This window comes from Parabacteroides acidifaciens (genome assembly GCF_003363715.1).
Classification (GTDB): domain Bacteria; phylum Bacteroidota; class Bacteroidia; order Bacteroidales; family Tannerellaceae; genus Parabacteroides; species Parabacteroides acidifaciens.
Genome location: NZ_QREV01000057.1, coordinates 14618 through 30018, shown reverse-complemented (window position 1 = coordinate 30018; position 15401 = coordinate 14618). Strand labels below are relative to the sequence as shown.

12 protein-coding genes are annotated in these 15401 nt (G+C 46.1%); all 12 read left to right on the top strand.

The window, feature by feature from the left end:
* Positions 1 to 4 precede the first annotated feature (4 nt).
* Positions 5 to 2380: an ABC transporter permease gene (locus tag DWU89_RS17415; protein WP_392391938.1), complete on the top strand. Its 2376-nt coding sequence runs from the start codon at positions 5 to 7 to the stop codon at positions 2378 to 2380.
* A 15-nt stretch (positions 2381 to 2395) separates the two neighbouring features.
* On the top strand, positions 2396 to 3763 hold the full coding sequence (locus DWU89_RS17410) for a DUF4933 domain-containing protein (protein WP_115500907.1): 1368 nt from the start codon (positions 2396 to 2398) through the stop codon (positions 3761 to 3763).
* Positions 3764 to 3783: 20 nt separating this feature from the next.
* Positions 3784 to 6192, top strand: coding sequence for an ABC transporter permease (locus DWU89_RS17405; protein WP_115500906.1), 2409 nt, complete (start codon positions 3784 to 3786; stop codon positions 6190 to 6192).
* A gap of 22 nt (positions 6193 to 6214) precedes the next feature.
* Positions 6215 to 8614 carry an ABC transporter permease gene (locus DWU89_RS17400; protein ID WP_115500905.1) on the top strand — a complete coding sequence of 800 codons (2400 nt, stop codon included), beginning with the start codon at positions 6215 to 6217 and terminating at the stop codon, positions 8612 to 8614.
* A 37-nt stretch (positions 8615 to 8651) separates the two neighbouring features.
* The gene (locus tag DWU89_RS17395; protein WP_115500909.1) at positions 8652 to 9326 is read left to right on the top strand and encodes an ABC transporter ATP-binding protein; all 675 of its coding nucleotides are present in this window, start codon (positions 8652 to 8654) and stop codon (positions 9324 to 9326) included.
* 26 nt (positions 9327 to 9352) lie between these two features.
* Positions 9353 to 10552, top strand: coding sequence for a 6-bladed beta-propeller (locus tag DWU89_RS17390; protein WP_115500904.1), 1200 nt, complete (start codon positions 9353 to 9355; stop codon positions 10550 to 10552).
* 447 nt (positions 10553 to 10999) lie between these two features.
* Entirely contained in the window at positions 11000 to 11539 is a 540-nt protein-coding gene (gene hpt / locus DWU89_RS17385; protein ID WP_115500903.1) for a hypoxanthine phosphoribosyltransferase, read from the top strand.
* A 102-nt stretch (positions 11540 to 11641) separates the two neighbouring features.
* On the top strand, positions 11642 to 12211 hold the full coding sequence (locus DWU89_RS17380) for an adenylate kinase (protein WP_115500902.1): 570 nt from the start codon (positions 11642 to 11644) through the stop codon (positions 12209 to 12211).
* Between the two features lie 80 nt (positions 12212 to 12291).
* Positions 12292 to 13452, top strand: a complete 1161-nt coding sequence (obgE, locus tag DWU89_RS17375; protein WP_115500901.1) for a GTPase ObgE — start codon at positions 12292 to 12294, stop codon at positions 13450 to 13452.
* Complete coding sequence (gene pgeF, locus DWU89_RS17370) at positions 13394 to 14254, top strand: peptidoglycan editing factor PgeF (RefSeq protein WP_115500900.1); 861 nt, start codon at positions 13394 to 13396, stop codon at positions 14252 to 14254. The genes obgE and pgeF overlap by 59 nt, the downstream gene beginning before the upstream one ends.
* Before the next feature lie 18 nt (positions 14255 to 14272).
* A complete protein-coding gene (locus tag DWU89_RS17365) occupies positions 14273 to 14965 on the top strand; it encodes a B3/B4 domain-containing protein (RefSeq protein ID WP_115500899.1) in 693 nt (230 codons plus the stop codon).
* A 141-nt stretch (positions 14966 to 15106) separates the two neighbouring features.
* Positions 15107 to 15307 (top strand): winged helix-turn-helix domain-containing protein, encoded by a 201-nt coding sequence (locus DWU89_RS17360; RefSeq protein WP_115500898.1) that lies wholly within the window; start codon positions 15107 to 15109, stop codon positions 15305 to 15307.
* Positions 15308 to 15401 lie beyond the last annotated feature (94 nt).

Genomic DNA, 15401 nt, shown 5'->3' with positions numbered 1-15401 from the left:
GTATATTTTCGATTGTGTCGCTTTTCTTTACACATTTTTATTTTCTAATTGTGTAAACTTTTTTCCGTACAAGTCAATGCTGGGTTTTGTATTGGGGATGACGGCTGCTTTCCTGATTTACCTCTGGGTGGTGGATGAGTTGACATTTGAAGATTTCCAGAAAGATGCGGACTCTATTTATCGGGTGGTGACAGTCGATAAATTTGATGACGGCCGGCTCGTGAAGAAAGGAAACGGGGGAAGTGCCGCGTTGAGCAATGCTTTTCGCAAAGAGTTCCCGCAAGTCGAGGATGCGACTTTTATCCGTGGAGAAGGACAACGCCCTTTCTTTTTGGGAGAAAAGCAATATGAGGCGGATGTCGCCTACGTCGATACGACTTTCTTTCGTTTCTTCAGTTTTCCGGTCTTGTCCGGCGACCCAAACCGGATTCATACCGAACCGGCCTCTGTTGTGATTTCCGACCGGATGGCGCGTAAGCTGTTTGGTACGGATAATGCCGTCGGAAAGGAGTTTCAGGGTGTTTATTACGGTCCGGTAGCGTATTATAAAGTAGCGGCGGTCATAGCCGTACCACGTAAGTCTCATATCCAGGCGGATATCTTTTTTGCCAGTAGTGAATATGCGAAAGGAAGTAATATTACGCTTGGTTCTTCATGGGGACCTTTTACAGAAGCCTTAGTTTATGTCAAGATGGGAAATATAAGGATGACTTATGCGGATCGGAAACGGATGAGCCTGCTGATGAAGGAACATACGGGAGATGATGTTTATCTGATGTTCCAGCCTTTGAAAGAAATCCATCTGCATACGAACTTTGAAGATGTGGCGGTCAGGAACCACGGAAGTCTTTCGCTGATCTGGCTGTTCTCGGCACTGGCGCTGTTGGTCATTTTTATGGGAGCGTTCAATTTTACGACTTTGTCGACGGCGCGTGCCTCTTTGCGGTTCCGGGAGATTGGTGCGCGAAAGGTGTGCGGCGCCAAGCGGCATGCGCTGGTGATGCAATTCCTGTCGGAAAGTATCGTGCAGGCTTTTCTTTCCCTGGTGTTAGCTTTGGCGTTGACCGAATTGTTGTTGCCGTTCTTTAATATGTTTGTCGGAAAGGACATCCGTCTGGTCTTTTCGTGGGAAGTTGTTTGGTTTATCTTGCTGGGCATATTGGGAATCGGGGTTTTGGCGGGGAGTTATCCGGCCTTATATATGTCGTCTCTTAATCCTTTGCTGGCATTTAAGGGCGGGAAGATATCCGGAAAGAAAGGCGATTTCATTAAAGGGCTGGTTTGTGTGCAGTTCTTTATCGCGATCCTGTTGGTGATTTGTACGTCGGTTATATTCAAACAGCTGTATTATATGCAACATAAAGATTTGGGGTTGGACAAGGAGAATGTCGTTTCTGTAAAGACAAATCTTTGGTATGAGGTAGACGCTTATAAAAAGGAAGTCCTGAAAAATCCGAATGTGAAGAGCGTGTCGATGGGTACGCAAATAGATAATTATCTGGAAGGATATGACGTAGAATCCTTAAAAGAACTTACCTGGCAGACGAATGACGAAATGAGTAAAATGAAGGCTGCTTTTCTCTTTGCTGACGGCGACTTTGTGAAGACGTACGGCATTCAGATATTGAAAGGAGAAGCTATGAAATCGGATTATGACGCCTATTGGAGGTATGAGAACCGCATGGTAATGATCAATGAAACAGCCTGGAAGCAGATGCACGTAGAAGACCCGATCGGGATAGAAACAAATTTAGGAAAGATTGTCGGTGTGGTGAAAGACTTTAACTTCTCGCCTTTGCGGAAGCCGATCCTGCCTGTATGCATCATCTATACTCCTGAAAATATGTATTCCCTCCATTTTAAAATAGCTCCGGAGAATAAAGCAGAAACGATACGTTTCTTGAAAGAGCTATATGAACGGATGAACCCGGGGCAGTTCTTCACTTATGAGTTTTTTGACGATGCTTTGTCCCGGACTTATGCTCCGGAACGGCAACAGGGATACGTCTCGTTGATATTTACTTTTATTGCGATCCTCATAGCGATGATGGGCGTGTTCGGACTGGTCGCCCTTTCGGCGCAGCAGCGGACGAAGGAGATCGGGATTCGTAAAGTGAACGGGGCGCATACGGAACGGATTGTCAAGATGTTCTGTCGGGAATATATGCTGAGGCTTGCGATTGCATTTGTGGTGGCATGTCCGGTCGCATACTTTCTGATGCACAACTGGCTGGCAGGTTTTGCTTACCGGACGACGTTGAGCTGGTGGTTGTTTCCGTTGGCAGGTCTGATTATCCTGTTGATTACGCTCCTGACCGTCATCGGCCAGAGTTACCGGTCCGCTTCACAGAATCCGGTCAAGTCATTACGATATGAATAATAATAAAAAGAAGATATGAAGCTGATTTATTTTGCTCTTTGCCTACTCGTGTCGTTGGGTAGCAGTTGTAAGAATAAGAACCCGAATCTGAGTAAGGATGAACTATTTTCGGAGATGGAACAGGTTTCCGAGGTGGAAGTCGCAGATACATCTTCGGTGATGACGGAAGGCCACGTACCGCCAGCCGGAATCCGTTATGCGGCAAAGCTGGACCGGAGCGAACCTTTGATTCATCTGGATATCGAGGCGGCATTGCGGAATGTCCGGCCTGTTAAGTTGAGTGACTTCGGGAAAGAAATTGTCTATCACCGGATTGGTGTATTCGAACATGGAATAGATGCTTCGTTCACTCCGGCGGAGGACGGCTACCTGGTGATTTGTGCGGAGGGATTATGGTGGCTGGATAAAAACTTGAGGAAAGACAAGCTGCTGATAAAGAACGATGTTGAGTTTATGTCGTCCGGTGATTTTGAAGGATACAGTCCGCACTCTATGCTGAAGAGTTATGATTACGATCCGTCTTCCCGCTCCGTTTATTGCCAGTTCTTTTTGGAAGATAAGAAGAATAAAAGTTTTGTAATGTACACGTCGCGTATTCCATTGGCGGAATTACGACAGCGTTCTTCTCCGATGGATCTGAATGATTTGCCGAAATGGCTTAAAACGAATGATGAGCCGAATGTTTTTGCCCGGATAGCGCGTGTTTTTACTGTTAAGAATGGCTTTGCACTGTATCGGGAAAGTCTGAATGCGCTTTATACGTTTGCTGCCAACGGAGATACACTATGCTATTTTGCTCCGGGGAGCGGTGAGTTTAAGGCAATGAAAGGGACTATCAGGAATGCCGAGAGCAGCGATCTCTATAAATATAAAGGGCAGGAGTGTTTCCGGTTGGCCTATACCGACACCTTGTTCCGTATTTTGGATGTGTCTACGTTCCGTCCTGCCTATAAGATCGATTTCGGTACGCATCAGGCAACCCGTGCGGAAGGGCTGAATCCTGCTGTCGATTTATCGGATAAATATCTGGTTCATAACCTCACGGAAACGGATGACTACCTGTTTCTTAGCCTGACACAGAACCATGATTGCCCGAACACCCGGAATGCCGGAACAGTCAAGTTCTTTCAGGTTATTTATAATAAGAAAAACGGCGAGCTCTATTCTTTTGTCGACAAAACTAAAAAGACGGTTCCCGGACTTATCCCGAACGATTTGGATGGAGGTATCGGTTATTGGCCTAAGATACAGATGAACGGGCAGCCTTATATGCTGCTGATCGGGCGTGCTTTGAAACGTGCGGTTCCTGCCGACCGGCTATCGAAAATTCCAGCATTGCAAGGGTTGGAGGATAAGGAAATGGTTTTAATAACAGTACGGTAACTATTTTAAGAGGATTAGAGATGTTGAAACACTATGTCAAAGTCGCCCTCCGGTTGATAAAACGGAGTTTCCTGTTCTCATCTATCAATATGTTAGGCTTTGTGATAGGGATGACTGCCGCTTTCTTGATTTATCTCTGGATTGTGGACGAGTTGACGTTTGAAGATTTTCAGAAGAACAGGGATTCGATCTACCGGGTTATTGCGGTAGAACAAGATGCCGGCGGAGATGTGAAGGAATCTGCCTATACGGTGGCGCCGTTGAGCAAAGCCTTCCGGGATGAGTTCCCGCAGGTGGAGAATGCTACTTTTACGCTGAACTTCGGAACTTTGAACCTGCATTCGGGAGCAAACCTGATCGAGGCTAAATACACGTATGTGGATACTACTTTCTTTGATCTTTTCAGCTTTCCGGTCGTTGCCGGCGATCCTGCACTGATGAAACGGGACCCGCAACAGATCGTGCTGGCCGAATCGGCTGCACGGAAACTGTTTGGCGAAACATCGGCTGTCGGCAGGGAAGTGACTTGCCGGTTCCTGGGGCAAACATTCCGCTATAAGGTGGCGGCTGTCCTGGAAATCCCGCGTAAAAGTCATATAAAGTTTGAAGTGTTGTTGAGCGAACAGGCTTATCCGGCTCCGGTCGGTTGGGATTTTGCCGAAGGAACAACTGTGTATGTCCAGATAAGGAAGGGAACGGTTTTGTCCGACGCCGACCGGGAGAAGATGGGGCGCGTCTGGTTCAGCCACGATGACAAAGGGAAATATCTGGAGTTCCAGCCTTTGGAAGATATCCATTTGCATACTCTTTTTAAAGACCCGGAAGTGGATAATCATGGAAATATGTCCCAGATTTATCTGTTTATGGCTTTGGCTGTACTGGTTATCTTTATGGGAGCGTTCAATTTTACAACCTTGTCTACGGCACGTGCTTCCCTGCGCTTCAAGGAAATCGGAGTAAGGAAAGTGACGGGTGCGAAGCGTAAGACGCTGGTAGTGCAATTCCTGGCGGAGAGCCTGGTACAAGCCTTTCTCTCGCTGATTCTGGCATTGGCGTTGACGGAATTGTTGTTGCCGTTTTTCAATCAGTTTGTCGGGAAAGATATCCTGTTGACATTCGGTTGGCGGACCTTGTTGTTTGTCCTGTTCGGGATTATCGGAGTCGGTTGCCTGGCCGGTGCGTTTCCAGCGTTCTATATGTCGCTGTTCAATCCGTTGCAAGCCTTTAAGGGCGGACGGGCGAACGGCAAGAAAGGTTTGCTGATCAAAGGGTTGGTGTGCGTGCAGTTTGTCATTGCCATAACGATGGTGTTTGCGACTTCTGTCGTATTCAGGCAACTTCATTATCTGCAAAATGCGGATTTAGGGTTGGATAAGGAAGATATGATTGTGGTCGATTGCGGATTCTTCGACCTGATGTCTTATATGGGAGGTTACGGGATAGACGATTATAAACAAGCCGTACTGAAAAATCCGAATGTGAAACAGGTCACCGGAGGGGCTGAACTCTCGAATTATCTTCAGGGACATAGTTTTGAGGAGAGTGTCTTCAGCTGGGTGGGCGCGACCGGACAGGTCGATTCGTTGAAAGCGGTCGGGATGGCCGGTGACGCGGATTTCATGGAGACATTAGGGTTGACTCTACTGAAAGGCAAGCCGTTCGGCGCAGACAAGAACGCTTTTATGGAGGGTGCGTATGCGAAAGAGTTGCCGATCGTCATTAACGAAACAGCCTGGAGGATGATGCAAGTGGAAGACCCAGTCGGTATGCTTCTCTGGAACAAAGGCGGGTACGGAGAGACGTCGAGGATAGTCGGTGTCGTGAAAGACTTTAACTTCCAACCTCTGCGGGAAAAGGTAAAACCTGCTTTTTTGTATTATTCCCGCCGGTTCTTGAACACCCTTTATATAAAGATATCACCAGTGAACAAGGCTGAAACGTTGAAGTTCCTGAAAGAAGAATATGAGAAGATGCGTCCGGACAATGTGTTTACTTACCGTTTTTTCTCGGATGCCCTTCGCCAGAATTATGCCCATGAACGCCAACTTGGACAGATGTTTTTGATCTTTACTGTACTTGCTATTCTTGTCGCCATGATGGGTGTCTTCGGTCTGGTCGCCCTTTCGACAGCGCAACGGACAAAAGAAATAGGTATCCGGAAGGTCAACGGCGCTCATTCGGACCGGATCGTGAGGATGTTCTGCCGGGAATATATGATTTGGGTCGGCGTAGCGTTTGTGATAGCCTGCCCGTTAGGTTATCTCTTTATGGCTCGTTGGTTGAGCAACTTCGCTTATCAGGCAACGGTTGGCTGGTGGTTATTCCCGGTGGCGGGACTGGTTGTTCTGCTGATTACGATACTGACAGTTATCGTCCAGACTTGGCGTGCCGCTTCCCGGAATCCGGTGAGATCATTGCGTTATGAATAAAGAATAAAATAGATATAAAGATATGCTGAAACATTATGTAAAAGTCGCACTCCGACTGATAAAGAGGAGTTTTCTTTTCTCATCTATTAATATGTTGGGTTTTGTGGTCGGGATGACGGCCGCTTTCCTGATCTATCTTTGGATTGTGGATGAGTTGACGTTTGAGGATTTTAATAAAAACAGGAATGAGATTTACCGGGTGATAAGGGTGGTTGAGAATGCTGATGGGCAGGTTCCGTCTACGGCTACACCGTTAAGTGGAATATTCCGGAAAGATTATCCGAAAGTTGAGAATGCCACATTTATTAAATATAGTAATGCAGCTGATTTTCATTTCGGAAATGATTTTATTGTGGCGAAACTGGCGTATGTGGATACAACGTTTTTCGATGTGTTTGATTTCCCGGTTGTAGCAGGTGATCCCAAGTTGATGAAGAAAGATCCGCAACAAATCGTAATATCGGAAGAAACGGCAAAGAGAATGTTTGGTAATGCTTCGGCTATAGGGAAAGAGGTGATTCATAATTTTTGGAGGGAGCAACGGCCTTATAAAGTAGCCGCTGTATTGAAAGTTCCGCGCAAGAGTCATATCCAGTTTGATGTATTGATCGGTTGGAACTCTTTTCTGTCTTATCATAAAGAAGAGGAAAATAATTGGGGTTGGTCAGAACGAATGCATGTTTATATCCAGTTGAAAAAGGGACAGAAATTGACTGATGCGGATCGGTTGGCAATGCGTAATCTATGGATCGATCATTCACAATGGGGGAAGCCGTTGGATTTTCAACCATTGTCTGATATTCACCTGCGTACGCCTTTCAAAGAACCGGATGATGTGTATAATCACGGTAATATACAGCAAATTTATTTGTTTGCGGCTTTGGCTGCTTTGATAGTCTTTATGGGTGCGTTCAACTTTACCACGTTGTCGACTGCACGTGCTTCTCAACGTTTTAAGGAGATCGGTGTGAGGAAAGTGACAGGAGCAAAACGCCATATGCTGATTACACAGTTCCTTTCGGAAAGTTTGGTACAGGCTTTCTTGGCGTTGTTGCTGGCACTTGCCTTGACTGAGTTATTATTGCCGTTGTTTAACCGTTTTGTCGAAAAAGATATTGTGCTGATATTTAATTGGCAGACGGTGTTATTCATATTATTCGGAATCTTGGGAATTGGTTGTTTAGCTGGAAGTTTTCCTGCTTTTTATATGTCGTCGTTTAACCCTTTGCTGGCTTTTAAAGGCGGACAAGCAACAGGAAGGAAGGGCGCATTGGTGAAAGGTCTTGTATGCGTGCAGTTTGTGATTTCGATTGTGATGATTATCGGAACGGTGGTTGTCTTTAAACAGTTACACTATTTACAAAACGCAGATGTCGGGTTAGATACGGAAAATCTGGTTATGGTAGATGTAGATGACTGGCGTGAAGAATCTATACCTTATAAGCAGGAGGTTTTGAAGAATTCACATGTAAAAAGCATAACAATAGGTGTTGATCTTTCTGATTTTTTACAAGGATATCGTTGGGAAACTTCGAAATTTAGCTGGCAAGATGAGGTTGGAAGGATGGATTCGTTGGAGATGGTAGGACTGGTTGGAGACCGGGACTTCTTCCAAACTTTAGGCTTAGAATTGGTGAAAGGTGAAGCGTTTGAGGCTGATCCTGATAAATTTTGGAGTGGGGCTTATAATGTAACTCCAATTGTCATTAATGAAACAGCTTGGAAAATGTTGGATGTAGAAAACCCTGTGGGTATGATATTGAAGGGTGATTTAAATTTTACCGGTCGAGGAACTTCACGTATAGTTGGTGTCGTAAAAGATTTTAACTACCAACCATTACGGGAAAAAATTCGTCCCGTATTTATATATTATACGAATCAACTACTTGTTAAGATGTATGTTAAAATTTCTCCTGTAAATCAGGCAGAGACATTGAATTTCTTGAAGACAAAATATGAAGAGATGCGGCCTAACCATATTTTTGTTCCTCAATTTTTCAAGAGTGTCCTTAAGAATAACTATGCCCGTGAGCGGCAGCTCAGCCAAGTGTTCCTTATTTTTACTATTCTTTCGATTCTTGTCGCCATGATGGGTGTTTTCGGCTTGGTCGCCCTTTCGACGGCGCAACGGACAAAGGAAATAGGTATCCGGAAGGTCAACGGTGCTCATTCGGACCGGATCGTGAGGATGTTCTGCCGGGAATATATGATTTGGGTCGGTGTAGCGTTTGTGATTGCTTGCCCGCCGGGTTATCTCTTTATGGATCGCTGGTTGAGCAACTTCGCTTATCAGGCAACGGTTGGCTGGTGGCTTTTCCCGATGGCGGGACTGGTTGTTCTGCTGATTACGATACTGACAGTTATTGTCCAGACCTGGCGTGCCGCTTCCCGGAATCCGGTGACATCACTACGTTATGAATAAAAAGAAAATGATAAATAGAAATAAAAAGCAAACAGTTATGATAAAAGCAATTAATCTGACAAAAGTTTTCCGCACGGAAAGCGTGGAAACAACAGCCTTGAACGGTATTAATCTGGAAATAAACGAAGGTGAATTCTTGGCAATCATGGGGCCTTCCGGTTGTGGAAAATCTACATTACTGAATCTGTTGGGGTTGCTGGATAATCCGACGGACGGCGAACTATGGTTCCTCGGGCAGGAAGTGTCGCGGTACACGGAGAACAACCGGACGGATTTACGGAATGGGAATATCGGTTTTGTCTTTCAGAGTTTTAATCTGATAGACGAACTGACGGTCTTTGAAAATGTGGAGCTTCCTTTGCTCTACGCCGGTGTATCGGTAAAAGAACGGGTGGATAGAGTTAATGCCGCCCTCGACCGGATGCAGATAGCCCACCGCTCGGAGCATTTCCCACAGCAACTTTCCGGCGGGCAGCAACAGCGTGTGGCGATTGCCCGTGCCATAGTCACGAACCCGCATATCGTGCTGGCGGATGAACCGACCGGAAACCTGGACTCTGTCAACGGCAACGAAGTGATGAACCTGTTGCAGGAACTGAACCGGGAAGGAACGACAGTTGTAATGGTCACCCACTCCGAAGAGAATGCCCGGATGGCCGGCCGTCTGATCCGTATGATAGATGGGAATATACTGACTGAAAGCAGAAAATAGGATAACATATTAAATATAAGAAAAAGATGAATAAATTAAGTTTGAGCTGGGTGTTCTTTCTCTTAATCGCTTGCAGTTCACCTAAATCGGATACATCAACTTATCCGGTAGCAGATGTAAGGGCCGGAATCAGTAATCCGGGCACTCTGAAGCTGAGTGATGAAATAGAAGAAGTCATGTATGTGCCCCTGGAAGTAACCTCCGATGATGCTTCGCTGATAGATGGCGTTGCCAATTATGCTGTTACGAGTCAATATATCTATGTGCTTCCGGTGAAAGAGCAACGAATCGTATTGTTTGACAGGCAAGGTCATTTTATCAAGACATTGATCCCGTTCGGACAGGGGCCGGGCGAGTTTAGCGGCTATGTAGCCAGTATGCAGGCGGATGAAAAGAATAACCGTCTTTATTTGTTCAGTACAGACCGTGTCGAGGTATATACGTTGGATGGGGAACCTGTCTGGCATTTTGCTCATGATTACCAGGTTGTCTATCAATACTCGGTTGGCAAGGACCGCCTGGCAGCTGTGTCAATGCCCTACGTCCCTTTTCAGGAGGGCAGCTTTGGTATTGGTGTCTTTACGGAAAACGGTGACACGGTTGTTATGAAGAATGATTTTTATTCTCCTTTGGTCCCACATGATAAATCAGGGTTGACTATCCGGATTGCTGCTGCTTATTCCGAACAGTTGAAATCCGTTTTATTTAAGACCGGCAGTAATGATACGCTATACCGGATGTCAGACAATCAGATTCAGCCTGCTTGTGTTTTGAGTTTACAGAATTCGGACAAAGAGATCATCAGTTCGGTCGATGTTACGGACTTCAATAGTTTGAGGGATTTCGGGGATGATAAAGATTACTTTGTTTCCGATATCTTTGAAACGCCTGCACGTTATTATTTCCGTTTGAGGAATAATCAAGGACATTTGGTTGCTTCCGTCGATAAGAAAACAGGTGAGACATTGGTGGAGAAGTGTGAACAGCCCGTTTCGTTGGTAGAACTGTCGGCCGCTACTTTGCTGCATGGAATGTTAGGAACAAGAAGTTATCAGGGTTTCCCAGTTTGGGGAAGTACGGCGGGGAATGATCTGGTCCAGGTCGTAACGGCTGGCGAACTTGATTTCTACAAGAACCTTCATTCCGTCTCAATTCCCGACCAACTGAAAAGTATGGAAGAAGATAGTAATCCGGTCTTTATCTTTTACAAGTTGAAAGGAGTGTAAATCGTTATTTATGGCTCATATTTGGCAAAAAGTGAATCAATAACGGGTAAACATCGGTCTTCTATTGCATGTTACAGCTGTATTCTTTTTATGTCACAATTGTCTTCCTTCTATGTTACAGTTGGATTTCTTTTGTTTCACGACTGTGACATGAATAGCGGGCAGGTACGGAGGGGGTACACATCCCGCATCGTTCATTCTATCTGCCGGGTGGTTCCTTCCTTTACGGCACAATAACCCCATGAAGCACCCGTAAACAGGGAATTATGCAATAGTTCCCTGTTTACGGGTGCATTTGTTCAGTTTTTTATATCTTGCATGATCCCGGAGTCTGTATCTCTATGCAGACAACCCGGACGCTTGGATGAACTTCTCCGAATCTGTACAAAAATAGTAATAGTTACCCGAAAAAGTTGTACATTTGTCCCCTCGAAAATCAGACGGAATATGGATAAGATCCGATTAAAAGACAAAGAATTTGAACTCTTTATCCCGGAAGCGGAGATAAAAGAAGCGATTGCAAAGGTGGCGGAGCGCATCCGGGCCGATGTGAAGGGCACGAATCCGTTGTTTGTGGGAATCCTGAACGGAGCCTTTATGTTTATGGCCGAACTGATGCGCCAGTTGGACGAACCGTACGAGATTACTTTTGCCCGCTATTCTTCCTATAAGGGGACCAGTACGACCGGCGTTGTCCGTGAGATCATGCCTGTGCAAGCCGATGTAAAAGGGAGGACTTTGATTCTGATTGAGGATATTATCGATACCGGGTTCACGATGCAATACGTGATGGACAAGCTCCGTAAAGACGGTGCAGCCGATGTAAAACTGGCAACGATGCTGTTCAAGCCCGATTCGTTGAAGTGTGATTTGAAACCCGATTATGTCGGTATCCGGATTCCGGGCGATTTTATTGTCGGCTACGGACTGGATTATGACGAGATGGGGAGGGCTTACCGGAACATCTATAAGATAGTTGAAAGTTGAGAGTTGAAAATTGAAAGTTATTAGATTAATGTATAATGGGTGGCAATAGGGGGGTGATTACAATTATTCATTCTTAATTGTCAATTAAAAAGCAAACTTTTTATGTTGAACATTGTTATTTTTGGTGCTCCCGGTTCAGGAAAGGGAACACAGAGCGAATTGATTATTGCTGAATATGGCATAGACCATATCTCTACGGGTGATGTTTTGCGTTCTGAAATGAAGAACGAAACTGAACTGGGCAAGATTGCTAAGGATTACATCGAAAAAGGACAGTTGGTTCCGGATGAACTGATCGTCGACATGCTGGCAAAAGTTCTGGACAGCAAAGAGAACTCCAAAGGTGTTATCTTCGATGGTTTCCCCCGTACGATCCCGCAGGCAAAGGCACTGAAAGAAATGTTGAACAAGCGCGGTACGGACGTATCGGTTATGTTGAACTTGCAGGTTGAGGAAGAAGAACTGATCAAACGTCTGCTGGAACGCGGTAAAGTATCAGGGCGTTCAGACGACAACCTGGAAACAATCAAGTCAAGACTGGATGTTTATCACAAACAGACCGCTCCTTTGGCTGACTATTATATCGGCGAAGGTAAACATGTTGCTATCGAAGGTATGGGTACCGTCGAAGAAATCTTCGGCCGTATCAAAGAAGCAGTAAATAATTTGTAAATTGATCAATGTGCCAATATGCCAATTTAAGTATCATTATTGGCACATTGGCATATTCGCACATTAAATAATTATTTTTTATGGCTGAATCAAACTTTGTAGATTATGTAAAGATCTATTGCCGTTCAGGTAAGGGCGGTAGAGGGTCTTCTCACTTTCGCCGCGAGAAATATATTCCGAAAGGAGGTCCCGACGGAGGCGATGGAGGGCGAGGAGGCCATGTGTATCTTCGTGGGAACCGGAACTACTGGACGCTCCTGCACCTGAAATACGAACGCCATATTATGGCGACGAACGGTGAAGGGGGCGGTGCCAAGCGCAGTTTCGGGAAAGATGGCGAAGACCGTGTGATCGAAGTTCCTTGCGGAACCGTCGTGTATGATGCCGATACGGGCGAGTTTATCTGTGACGTGACCGAAGACGGACAGCAGGTCATGCTGTTGAAAGGCGGTCGCGGCGGCTTGGGTAACTGGAACTTTAAGACTTCGACCAATCAGGCGCCCCGTTACTCGCAACCCGGTGAGCCGGCGCAGGAACGGATGGTGATCATGCAATTGAAGTTGCTGGCCGATGTCGGTCTGGTAGGTTTCCCGAATGCAGGCAAGTCTACGTTGCTGTCGGTGGTTTCGGCGGCTAAACCGAAAATCGCCAATTATCCGTTTACGACGCTGGAGCCGAACCTCGGTATCGTGAGCTATCGTGACAACCGTTCGTTCGTGATGGCCGATATTCCCGGTATTATCGAAGGGGCCAGCGAAGGTAAAGGATTGGGATTGCGCTTCCTCCGTCATATCGAACGTAACTCGCTGCTTCTGTTCATGGTGCCGGCCGATGCGGACGATATCAAGAAGGAATACGAAATCCTGTTAGGCGAGTTGGTCAAGTATAATCCCGATTTGCAGGATAAGAGCCGTGTGCTGGCAATCACGAAAAGCGATATGCTGGACGAAGAGCTGATCGAGGCCCTGTCGGAAGATTTGCCGGAAGGCGTTCCGCATGTCTTTATTTCTTCGGTTGCCGGAATGGGAATTGTCGAGTTGAAAGACCTTCTGTGGAAGGAACTGAACAAGGAGACTTTCCATGAGGTGGAGCGTATCGTACACAAGAATATCGATGTCAGTTCGCTTGCACTGGATGATGACGATTTCATTATTCCTCTTGAAGAGGACGATCCGGACGACGATGAGGAATATGAAGAATACGAAGATTGGGACGACGAAGATGAAGATACTTCAAAATGATAAAGTAAAGATGTTGCAATTTCCCGGGTTAAGCGGGGATTGCAACATCTCTCATTTTATAACCACCCGCCGGGGCGGTGTGAGCGAAGGAGCGTATGCTTCCTTTAATCCCGGTGAATATAGCGGAGATGATCCGGAGGCCGTCCGGATGAACCGGAAGCTTCTTTCGGATGCTATCGGAATCCCTCCCGAAAGGATTTTTGCCCCTTTTCAGGTACATGGCGCGGAGGTTCGCTCGATCGAACCTTTCTTTCTCTCCCTTCCTTTGGATGAACAGCGGATTTATCTGGACGGCGTAGATGCTTTGGCCACCAATGTGCCGGATGTTTGCGTCGCGGTTTCGACTGCCGATTGCGTTCCCGTATTGCTTTATGCTCCCGATGTAAAAGCCGTAGCAGCTGTCCATGCCGGTTGGCGGGGAACGGTACGGCAGATTGCGGCTAAAACAGTCTGTTTTCTTATTGAAGAGTATAATGCCGATCCGCTTTTGATGAAAGCCGGCATCGCGCCTTCTATCGGTCAGGATGCCTTTGAAGTAGGAGAGGAGGTGGTGGATGCGTTCCGGGAGGCTGGTTTCGATCTGTCGTGTATCATGAAACGGAATGCCTCGACCGGTAAAGCCCATATCGACCTCTGGGAAGCCAACCGTTTGCAGCTATCGGACTGCGGACTTGCCGCCGCAAATATCGAAGTCGCCGGAATCTGCACCTATACGCACCATGACGAGTTCTTCTCCGCCCGCCGCCTGGGTATCAAAAGCGGACGTATTCTTTCCGGGATTATGCTCAAGAATAATTTATAACTCAGAAATTTTAAAACCATGATACAAGTTTCAATATCAGAAGAAGTTTCCAGCGCTTGTCCGGACCTGCAAGTCCTGGTGATAGCCTGTCAGGTCAGGAATTCGGAGCCGGATGAACAACTCTGGCGGGAGATCAAGGCAGAAGAAGCGGCTGTCCGGGCGACGGTCAAACTGGAACAAATCAATAAGTGGCTTCCTATTCAGGCTTCACGCCAGGCCTATAAGCGGTTGGGAAAAGATCCGAACCGTTACCGTCCTTCTGCGGAAGCCTTGCGCAGGCGTATTCTTCGCGAGTTGCCCCTTTATAAGGTCGATACATTGGTCGATTTGATCAATCTTGTTTCTATCCGCAGCGGATATTCCATAGGAGGTTTTGATGCAGACAAAATCGAAGGCGGCAAACTGGTGCTGGGAGTCGGCAGGGAAGGCGAACTCTATCATGGTATCGGTCGCGGCGAACTGAATATCGCCGGGTTGCCTGTTTATCGCGATGCTATTGGCGGCATCGGGACACCGACCAGCGATGAGGAGCGGACGAAAATCGGGTTAGACACCACAAGCCTGTTAATGATTCTGAATGGTTACTCCGGGTTGGACGGTTTGATCGATGCCGGAAAGTATGCGGCAGGCCTATTAAGCAAATATGTTTCAGCTACAAACATTGAAATGGAACTTGTTTCGGACGGTAAACGGACGGAAATAGTACTATAATAGTACTGTAAGTGTGTTAAATATGCTTGCAAAGTATAAAAAGCGCCTGTTTTTATGCTAAAAAACATCTATTTCCTTTTGTTTTAATGGATTAATCTATAAATTTGCCCCCGTTAACGAATTAACAAAACAAAAAGAAACATGATCGAATTGATTGGAACAAACGCCGGCCTTGTTTGGACAGCACTGAACGAAGGCGGTAAAATGAGCGTTAAGGCAGTAAAGAAAGCAACTAAGATTAAAGCAGAAAAAGATATGTATGCTGCTTTTGGTTGGTTGGCAAAAGAAGGCAAGTTAGCTTTCGAAGAAGTTGAAGGTGAATTGTACGTTGCGTTGGTATAATAGAGCGTAACTGAAACTATTAGAAGGAGGGCTGTTCGGATTTTGGTTTGAACGGCCTTTTGTGTATCCGGACGTTTTCTGTCAAAAAAACAAA